Annotated in this window: 5 protein-coding genes and 2 rRNA genes; all 7 read left to right on the top strand. The window is 67.6% G+C overall.

Translation table 11 applies throughout. The features are described 5' to 3' along the window. Window positions 1–255: ribosomal RNA gene (locus GT045_RS22250) — 23S ribosomal RNA — on the top strand; the annotation flags it as partial. Window positions 256–341: 86 nt separating this feature from the next. Then, window positions 342–458, top strand: a 5S ribosomal RNA gene (gene rrf, locus GT045_RS22245). 107 nt (window positions 459–565) lie between these two features. Beyond that, complete coding sequence (locus GT045_RS22240) at window positions 566–1,174, top strand: CDP-alcohol phosphatidyltransferase family protein (protein WP_161335210.1); 609 nt, start codon at window positions 566–568, stop codon at window positions 1,172–1,174. Between the two features lie 114 nt (window positions 1,175–1,288). Beyond that, window positions 1,289–3,784 carry a mannose-1-phosphate guanyltransferase gene (locus GT045_RS22235; RefSeq protein WP_161298119.1) on the top strand — a complete coding sequence of 832 codons (2,496 nt, stop codon included), beginning with the start codon at window positions 1,289–1,291 and terminating at the stop codon, window positions 3,782–3,784. A 290-nt stretch (window positions 3,785–4,074) separates the two neighbouring features. After that, window positions 4,075–4,983 (top strand): DUF881 domain-containing protein, encoded by a 909-nt coding sequence (locus GT045_RS22230; RefSeq protein ID WP_202516639.1) that lies wholly within the window; start codon window positions 4,075–4,077, stop codon window positions 4,981–4,983. After that, window positions 4,980–5,312 (top strand): small basic family protein, encoded by a 333-nt coding sequence (locus GT045_RS22225; protein WP_003988855.1) that lies wholly within the window; start codon window positions 4,980–4,982, stop codon window positions 5,310–5,312. The genes GT045_RS22230 and GT045_RS22225 overlap by 4 nt, the downstream gene beginning before the upstream one ends. A 5-nt stretch (window positions 5,313–5,317) precedes the next feature. Then, the gene (locus GT045_RS22220; RefSeq protein WP_161335209.1) at window positions 5,318–6,184 is read left to right on the top strand and encodes a DUF881 domain-containing protein; all 867 of its coding nucleotides are present in this window, start codon (window positions 5,318–5,320) and stop codon (window positions 6,182–6,184) included. The last annotated feature ends 41 nt before the right edge of the window (window positions 6,185–6,225 follow it).

Here is a 6,225-nt window from a genome sequence, read left to right as displayed (position 1 = left end):
CTGTCCCTAGTACGAGAGGACCGGGACGGACGAACCTCTGGTGTGCCAGTTGTTCTGCCAAGGGCATGGCTGGTTGGCTACGTTCGGGAGGGATAACCGCTGAAAGCATCTAAGCGGGAAGCCTGCTTCGAGATGAGTATTCCCACCTCCTTGAGAGGGTAAGGCTCCCAGTAGACGACTGGGTTGATAGGCCGGATCTGGAAGCCAGGTAACTGGTGGAGGTGACCGGTACTAATAGGCCGAGGGCTTGTCCTCAGTTGCTCGCGTCCACTGTGTTGGTTCTGAAACCACGAACAGCCCCACGTTGTCACAGCGTGGTGCGGCGTTCAGTTTCATAGTGTTTCGGTGGTCATAGCGTGAGGGAAACGCCCGGTTACATTCCGAACCCGGAAGCTAAGCCTCACAGCGCCGATGGTACTGCAGGGGGGACCCTGTGGGAGAGTAGGACGCCGCCGAACTCCTTTTGAAGCTCCGGCTCTTGGGCACTGCCCAGGGGCCGGAGCTTTTTTGCGTTGAGGTAGGGTCAGGGGCATCGTTGTTCCGTTTTCGCACAGGAGGCCCCCGGGTGGAGGTCCAGGAGACCCGTGTCCAGACAGACCGGGTCCTCACCATCCCCAACATCCTCAGCATGGCGCGGCTCGTTGGCGTACCCGTCTTCCTCTGGCTGATCCTCAGGCCGGAGTTCGGAGGCCCCAACAGCGACGGCTGGGCCCTCCTGGTGCTGGCGTTCAGCGGGGTCAGCGACTATCTCGACGGCAAGCTCGCCCGGCGCTGGAACCAGATCAGCAGCCTCGGCCGGCTCCTCGACCCCGCCGCCGACCGCCTCTATGTGCTTTCCACGCTGCTGGGGCTCACCTGGCGGGAGATCCTTCCGTTCTGGCTGACCGGGCTCCTGCTGCTGCGCGAACTGGTCCTGCTGGTGATGGTCGGCATCCTCCGCCGGCACGGGTATCCGCCGCCCCAGGTGAACTTCCTGGGGAAGGCGGCGACGTTCAACCTGATGTACGCCTTCCCGCTGCTGCTTCTCAGTGACGGAAGTAGTTGGATCGCGTCACTCGCTGCCATTTTCGGATGGGCTTTCGCCGGATGGGGTACAACCCTCTATTGGTGGGCAGGAGTGCTCTACGTGGTACAAGTCCGCCGATTGGTTCGAGCGGACACCATGGCCGATTGAGCTCGGCGATTGTCCTGACATGACGCCTCGATGGCCCGCGGGGGAAAAGTGCGGGACAATCTGGACGGGTGAAGTCGGCTAGACCGTCGTCTCTTGGAGGAGGACGCTTCCGACATGAAGGCCGTCGTGATGGCCGGAGGCGAAGGCACACGCCTGCGCCCCATGACCTCTAGCATGCCCAAGCCGCTCCTGCCCGTGGCCAACCGCCCGATCATGGAGCACGTGCTACGGCTGCTCAAAAGGCACGGGCTCACCGAGACCGTCGTCACCGTGCAGTTCCTGGCATCGCTCGTCAAGAACTACTTCGGTGACGGTGAAGAGCTCGGCATGGAGCTCACCTACGCCAATGAGGAGAAGCCACTCGGTACCGCCGGAAGCGTCAAGAACGCAGAAGAGGCGCTGAAGGATGATGCCTTCCTCGTCATTTCCGGCGATGCCCTGACCGACTTCGACCTCACCGAGCTGATCAATTTCCACAAGGAGAAGGGCGCGCTGGTCACCGTCTGCCTGACGCGCGTGCCCAATCCGCTGGAGTTCGGCATCACCATCGTCGACGAGGAAGGCAAGGTCGAACGCTTCCTGGAGAAGCCGACCTGGGGTCAGGTCTTCTCCGACACCGTCAACACGGGCATCTACGTCATGGAGCCCGAGGTCTTCGACTACGTCGAAGCCGACGTGCCCGTCGACTGGTCCGGCGACGTCTTCCCGCAGCTGATGAAGGAAGGCAAGCCGATCTACGGCTATGTCGCCGAGGGCTACTGGGAGGACGTCGGCACGCACGAGAGCTATGTGAAGGCCCAGGCGGACGTCCTCGAAGGCAAGGTCGACGTCGACATCGACGGCTTCGAGATCTCCCCGGGCGTATGGGTCGCCGAGGGGGCCGAGGTGCACCCCGACGCCGAACTGCGCGGGCCGCTGTACATCGGCGACTACGCCAAGGTCGAGGCCGGTGCGGAGATCCGCGAGCACACCGTCGTCGGCTCCAACGTCGTCGTCAAGAGCGGTGCGTTCCTGCACAAGGCCGTCGTGCACGACAACGTGTACATCGGGCAGCACAGCAATCTGCGCGGCTGCGTCGTCGGCAAGAACACCGACATCATGCGTGCCGCCCGGATCGAGGACGGCGCGGTCATCGGCGACGAGTGCCTGATCGGTGAGGAATCGATCGTTCAGGGCAACGTCCGGGTCTACCCCTTCAAGACCATCGAGGCCGGCGCCTTCGTCAACACCTCGGTGATCTGGGAGTCCCGCGGGCAGGCGCATCTGTTCGGTGCCCGCGGTGTGACCGGCATCCTCAACGTGGAGATCACGCCAGAGCTGGCGGTGCGCCTCGCCGGCGCGTACGCGACGACCCTGAAGAAGGGTTCGACCGTCACCACCGCCCGCGACCACTCCCGAGGCGCCCGGGCGCTCAAGCGCGCGGTGATCTCCGCGCTCCAGGCCAGTGCCATCGACGTACGCGATTTGGAGAACGTCCCGCTGCCCGTGGCCCGGCAGCAGACCGCTCGAGGCAGCGCCGGCGGCATCATGATCCGGACCTCGCCGGGTGTTCCGGACTCCGTCGACATCATGTTCTTCGACGGCAACGGCGCGGACCTCTCGCAGGGCAGTCAACGAAAGCTGGACCGGGTCTTCGCCCGTCAGGAGTACCGGCGGGCGTTCCCCGGAGAGATCGGTGACCTGTACTTCCCGTCGAGCGTCTTCGACTCGTACACGGGGTCGCTGCTGCGGAACGTCGACACGACCGGGATAGCGGAGTCCGGCCTCAAGGTCGTCGTGGACGCCTCGAACGGCAGTGCCGGACTCGTGCTGCCCAGCCTGCTCGGCAAGCTCGGCGTGGACTCGCTGACCATCAACCCCGGCCTCGACGAGTCCCGGCCCACGGAGACGGCCGAGGTGCGACGCAACGGGCTGGTGCGGCTCGGGGAGATCGTGGCGTCCTCCGGCGCCGCGTTCGGTGTCCGGTTCGACCCCGTCGGCGAGCGGCTGTCGCTCGTGGACGAGAAGGGCCGGATCATCGAGGACGACCGGGCACTGCTGGTGATGCTGGACCTCGTGGCCGCCGAGCGGCGCAGCGGGCGGGTGGCACTGCCGGTCACCACCACCCGGATCGCCGAGCAGGTGGCCGCCTACCACGGCACCCAGGTCGAGTGGACCACCACGTCGCCCGACGACCTCACGCGCGTGGGCGGTGAGGAAGGCACCATCTTCGGTGGTGACGGTAAGGGCGGGTTCATCGTCCCCGAGTTCAGCAGGGTGTACGACGGCACGGCGGCCTTCGTACGACTGATCGGACTGGTGGCCCGCACGCAGCTCACCCTGAGCCAGATCGACGCCCGGATTCCGCGGGCGCACGTCCTCAAGCGGGACCTGGCCACGCCGTGGGCCGTCAAGGGTCTGGTGATGCGGCGGGTCGTCGAGGCCGCAGGAGATCGCTTTGTCGACACGACCGACGGTGTGCGGGTTGTGGAGACCGACGGGCGCTGGGTGATGGTGCTGCCCGACCCGGCCGAGGCGGTCACCCATCTGTGGGCGGAGGGCCCGGACGACGCTTCGGCGCAGGCCCTGCTGGACGAGTGGTCGGCCGTCGTGGACAGCGCCGGCCGGTAACGGACGCGAGTCCCGCCCGGGGCCGTCGCCAGGCGGCGCCGGGCGGGTTCCGCCGTCCTGGGACGGCGGGAATCCCCGCACGCGTGTGCGCCGGACAACCCGTCCCGGGACGCGGGAATCCCCGCGCGCGCGGGTGCCGGACAAGCCGTCCCGGGAGGGCGGCAACCCCGCATGCGCGGGTGCCGGACACTGCACGCGTGCGTGCCGGACACGTGTCCCCAAGGGGGCCTGTCCGGCGCGCCGGTGGGGCCGTTCGGAGGTACTGCTCGCGACATGCGACGATGTGCGGCATGCCGCAGCAACCCCCCGTTCGGAGCAGCCCCACGCGGCGGCAGCGCCCGGACGCCTCCATGTCGTTGATCACCAACGTCATGGACCACAGCCTTGACGACGGATACGCCGAGGCCGCTGCCCGGAAGAAGACCCGGGGCGAGGGCGGTCTGCCGAAGACGCTCCGGGCCAAGCTGGGCCTGGCCGCCGGCCTTCTCCTCGCGGCGGGCGTCGTGACCGTGGGAGCGGCGCAGGCCCGTGTGGCGGCGCCCGTGGTGGCCAAGGAGCGCCAGGAGCTGATCGACCGCATCGACAGCGAGACCGCGGACGCGGACGAGCTGGAGAGCACCGTGGACGAGCTGCGCGACGACGTCAGCGCGCGGCAGCGGGCGGCCCTGAAGTCGAGCGGCGGCAGCGCGGACGCGGATCTCGCGGGTCTGCTGTCGGGTGCCACCGCGGTGCACGGTCCCGGCGTCAAGCTCGTCGTGAACGACGCCAAGGAGGCCGGGAGCGGCGGTGACGGCACCAACCCGCGGGAGACGTCGGACTTCTCCGACACCGGCCGGGTACGTGACCGCGACATGCAGCGCGTGGTCAACGGGCTGTGGGCCTCCGGGGCGGAGGCGGTCTCCGTCAACGGGCAGCGGCTCACCGCCCTGTCCGCGATCCGGGCCGCGGGTGACGCGATACTGGTCGACAACAGGCCGCTGGTGCCGCCGTACACGGTGCTGGCGGTGGGTGACGGGGACAGGCTGAGCACGACGTTCCGGAACAGCGCCGACGGCCTGTATCTGCATGCCCTGGAGGAGCAGTACGGCATCCGCGCCACCATCGCCACGGAGGGTGATCTCCAGTTGCCCGCCGCACCCAGTGTGATCGTACGTACAGCACAGCCTAAGTCCGAGAAAACCGAGAAGGGCACATCGTGATCGCCGTACTGGGCCTCGTCGTGGGAGTCGTGGCCGGCCTCTTGGTCCGGCCCGAGGTTCCGGCGGTCGTCGAGCCTTATCTGCCGATCGCCGTCGTCGCGGCGCTGGACGCCGTCTTCGGCGGTCTGCGGGCCATGCTGGACGGCATCTTCGACGACAAGGTGTTCGTGGTGTCGTTCCTGTCGAACGTGGTCGTCGCCGCCCTCATCGTGTTCCTCGGGGACAAGCTGGGTGTGGGGGCGCAGCTGTCCACGGGTGTCGTCGTCGTCCTGGGTATCCGTATCTTCTCCAACGCCGCGGCGATCCGGCGGCACGTCTTCCGGGCGTGACATCCATGAGCGAACAGAACGAGCCCGAGGACCGGAACGACCAGCCCGTCAACCCGCTGCGCAGGGAACTGCCGGCCGAGGTGCCCGCGCCCGCGCCGGCGCCCCCGCCCGGGCCCGGGCAGACGGACCAGGAGCGGCCCGGGCAGCCGCTCACGGGCCGGCAGCGGCTCGTCAAGGGGCTGTGGCCGCCGCGTTTCACCCGGGCCCAACTCATCGTGGCGGTGCTGCTGTTCGGCCTCGGCTTCGGCCTGGCCGTACAGGTGGCGTCCAACAGCGACACCGACAGCGCGTTGCGCGGCGCGCGCCAGGAAGATCTCGTGCGCATCCTCGATGAACTGGATTCGCGTACTCAGCGTCTTGAGGACGAGAAGCAGGGACTCGAAAAGCAGCGCCAGGAGCTGCAGAGCAGCTCCGACCAGGCCGCGGAGGCGCGCAAGCAGACCGCCGAGAAGGAGAGGCAACTCGGCATTCTGGCGGGCACCGTGGCGGCACAGGGTCCCGGCATCACCATGACGGTCGAGGACACGAAGGGGACGGTCCAGGCGGACATGCTGCTCGACGCGATCCAGGAGTTGCGCGCGGCCGGCGCGGAGGCGATCCAGGTCAACGGGGTCCGGGTGGTCGCCGGCAGTTACTTCACCGACTCCGACGAGGGTGTGAGCGTCGACGGGAACAAGATCAACGCCCCGTATCGTTTCAAGGTCATCGGCAAGCCGCAGGACCTCGAGCCGGCGCTGAACATTCCTGGAGGCGTGGTGCAGACTCTGGAGAAGGAGCAGGCCACGGTGACGGTCGAGCGGTCGGGCAAGATCGTCGTGGACGCCTTGCGACAGGCGAAGCGGCCTGACTACTCTCGGTCGTCCTCCCAGTGAACCGGCGGTGCATGGGGGCCGACCGGCAGGGGCATGAGGTT

The sequence above is a fragment of the Streptomyces sp. SID486 genome (assembly GCF_009865385.1).
In the GTDB taxonomy this organism is placed as follows: Bacteria; Actinomycetota; Actinomycetes; order Streptomycetales; family Streptomycetaceae; genus Streptomyces.
This window is presented reverse-complemented; position numbering and strand designations above follow the sequence as displayed.